Source organism: Thalassotalea sp. G20_0 (genome assembly GCF_017744175.1).
Taxonomy (GTDB): domain Bacteria; phylum Pseudomonadota; class Gammaproteobacteria; order Pseudomonadales; family Endozoicomonadaceae; genus Endozoicomonas.
Genome location: NZ_JAGHQV010000125.1, coordinates 1 through 3,387, shown reverse-complemented (window position 1 = coordinate 3,387; position 3,387 = coordinate 1). Strand labels below are relative to the sequence as shown.

2 protein-coding genes are annotated in these 3,387 nt (G+C 51.4%); both read right to left on the bottom strand.

Going from position 1 to position 3,387, the window contains the following annotated elements:
- Positions 1-1,018 (bottom strand): hypothetical protein (locus J7438_RS24815; RefSeq protein WP_209278728.1); only part of this gene is annotated, 1,018 nt, incomplete at its 3' end.
- Between the two features lie 105 nt (positions 1,019-1,123).
- On the bottom strand, positions 1,124-3,387 hold a 2,264-nt coding region (locus tag J7438_RS24810), incomplete at its 5' end, for an RAP domain-containing protein (protein ID WP_209278727.1).

The window sequence follows — 3,387 nt, the reverse complement described above, 5'->3', positions numbered from 1 at the left end:
GGTTGGCGATATGCTGAGGAATAAACTGGTCTTTCTCTGCGTTCACGTGGGGCAACATTACGGCCACAGCCTCTTTGAGCCCTGATGCCCACTTCTGCCCGTTGTCCACCAGTTTCGCCATGGCCCACAGCAGGTTATTGATTTCCTGTGGTTTAAAGTCAGCTTTCTGTGCGTTCACGCGGGGCAACAGCGCGGCCACGGTCTCGTTGAACTCTGGTGTCCGCTCCTGCCCGCTGTCCACCAGTTTCGCCATGGCCCACAGCAGGTTGGCGATTCCCTGAGGAATAAATTGTTTTTTCTGTGCGTTCACATGGGGCAACAACACGGCCACGGCCTCTTTGAGTTCTGGTATCCGGTTCTGCCCGCTGTCCACCAGTTTCGCCATGGCCCACAGCAGGTTGGCGATCTCCTGGGCATCAATATCCCTGGCTCCAGGCTTTTGGTTGCAGTTGAATATTATTGCATCCAGTAGCTTTGACAATAAGGCTGCTTGAGTAAGTTGAACACACTCATCCATGGGTTTATGGGGGGTAAAAACACCCGCTGAAGTAAATGAGTGCAGTGTTGTCGTCAGGCTTCGCCAATTCCAGCTCCGCGTTGCTGTGAAATTTTGCAGCAAACGCATCAGCTGGCTTTGTTCCGCTCGATTTAACGGTCTTTTAGACGCTGACGTGTATTTTTTAATTGAACTGGCATACAGGCCGTGATCTCTCCCATCATAGCGATGACCGAAGCGATCCGATTTACTCACCAGACCAGCCATTATTTCCTGTTTGGCGAGAGCATTAAAATTTTGAGCAGGGTTTACTGAACGGCGCAGTAGATATTGAGAAGGGCCTGTGGCAGCAGAATGGTAAACTTTATTACGCCTCGGGGTTGTGCGTGGGGTATTATCCCACTGTCTGACTGTGGCTTGTCTATATCGCCCACGCCTGGAAGCGGCATGGCCATTCGGTTGGTTGTAACCGTTATCTGATCTTGTGTATTGACCACTGATACCAGCAGAACTTCTATCCATAATTATATTTCATTAATTCATGAAAATATAAAAAGCAGACTGCTGTTCTGCCCAGAAGTTCATTTTGCGGAAAAGTTTACTTGAGTCATGATGGGAGGCAGGCGATTACTGGCTGTTTGTTTTCTTCCTCTTTTCCGGGTTGGTTTGCTCTTCTAACTGTTCTTCGGCAGTCACGTATTCAGCATCTGTCCACCCTTTTTTAAGTGATACAGAGCCATCACCCTGTGGCGGGATGCTTACCCTGGTCTTTATTTGATCAATATATGGTTTCATTAAATCTATGTGCCTAAGCTGGTTAACCGGGATTTCAATGACCTCAAATCCTGCTTTTTGCAGCAGTGCGATTTTAAGCAGAGTTGAACCATTCCTGGTATTGAAATCACCACCCACGTAATGGGATGGTCCCTGAACTTCAATCACCATGTTGTAATCTGGCAGCAGCAGGTCAACGGGAGGCAATGAGTTCAGACACTTTTCTTCTTCAATCTTCAAAGAGGGCATGCATGATTGGAGTTGATCGCGGAAGTTGGATTGAAGTTTTGAAATGGTTGTCTGGTAATGGGGGATGATCGGACACGCTCTGCCAAGCCAACTTGCGGCCATGATCATGATGGATTGATCCTCTTCATTATCTGGCGATGTACTTTCCATGCGAGTAAACAGATCATCCATGTGCTTTTCAAACACATTATTTTTATTGGCATTGGAGTCTAGAGCCAACCTGGCACAGCATACCATTACTCCCCAGAGAGACATCGATATCCCTTCCTGAGAAAACTGAAGGTTCTCACTGATTCGATAGACGAGCGATTCGATCGTAGAGGTAGCCACGTTCAGCTCAACGAGTTCACCCAGTTTCGCCGTGGCCCACAGCAGGTTAGCGATTTCCTGTGGATTAAAATTAGTCTTTTGTGCGTTAACGATGGGCAACAATGCGATCACAGCTTCGTTGATCCCTGGTGTCCGCTCCTGCGCGTTGTCCACCAGTTTCGCCATGGCCCACAGCAGGTTGGTGATTGCCTGTGGGTTAAAGTTAGCTTTTTGTACGATCACGCAGGTCAACAGCGCAGCCACCGCTTCATTGCACTCTTGTGTCTGTTCGTACCCGTTGTCCACCAGTTTTGCCATGGCCCACAGCAGGTTGGCGATGTCCTGGGCATTAAATTGGTCTTTCTGTGCGTTCACGCTGGGCAACAGCGCGACTACGGCCTCTTTGAACTCTGGTGTCGGTTCCAGCCCGTTGTCCACCAGTTTCGCCATGGCCCACAGCAGGTTGGCGATTACCTGTGGTGTAAAGTTAGCTTTCTGTGCGTTTACGTGGGGCAACAGCACGGCCACGGCCTCGTTGAGATCTGGTGTCCGTTTCTGCCCTTTGTCCACCAGTTTCGCCATGGTCCACAGCAGGATGGCGATATCCTGAGGATTAAATTGGTCTTTCTGTGTGTTCACACAGGGCAACAGCGCGGCCACAGCCTCTTTGAGTTCTGGTGTTTGCTCCTGCCCGTTGTCCACCAGTTTCGCCATGGCCCACAGCTGGTTGGAGATATGCTGAGGAATAAATTGGTTTTGCTGTGCGTTCACATGGGGCAACAACGCGGCCACGGCCGCGTTCAGCCCTGGTGTCTGCTCCTGCCCGTTGTCCACCAGTTTCGCTATGGCCCACAGCAGGTTGGCGATTCCCTGGGGATTAAATTGGTCTTTCTGTGCGCTCACGTGGGGTAACAGTGTGACCACCGCCTCTTTGAGCCCCGGTGTCCGCTCCAGCCCGTTGTTCACCAGTTTCGCCATGGACCACATCAGGTTGACAATGCCCTGGGCATTAATTTGTTTTTTCTGTGCGTTCATGAGGGGCAACAGGGCGGCCACGGCCTGGTTGAGCTCTGGTGTCCGCTCCAGCCCGTTGTCCACCAGTTTCGCCATGGCCCACAGCAGGTTGGCGATACCCTGGGCATTAAATTGGTCTTTCTGTGTGTTCACTTGGGGCAGCAGCGCTGCCACGGCCTCGTTGAACCCAGGTGTCCGCTCTTGCCCATTGTCCACCAGTTTCGCCATGGCCCACAGCAGGTTGGCGATATGCTGAGGAGTAAATTGGTTTTTCTGTGCGTTCACGAGGGGCAACAGGGCGGCCACGGCCTCGTTGAGCCCAGGTGTCCGCTCTGGCCCGTTGTCCACCAGTTTCGCCATGGCCCACAGCAGGTTGGCGATAGCCTGAGGAATAAATTGGTCTTTCTGTACGTTTACGTGGGGCAACAACAAGACCACAGCCTCTTTGAACTCTGCTGTGCGCTCCAGCCCGTTGTCCACCAGTTTCGCCATGGCCCACAGCAGGTTGGCAATATGCTGAGGAATAAATTGGTCTTTCTGTGCGT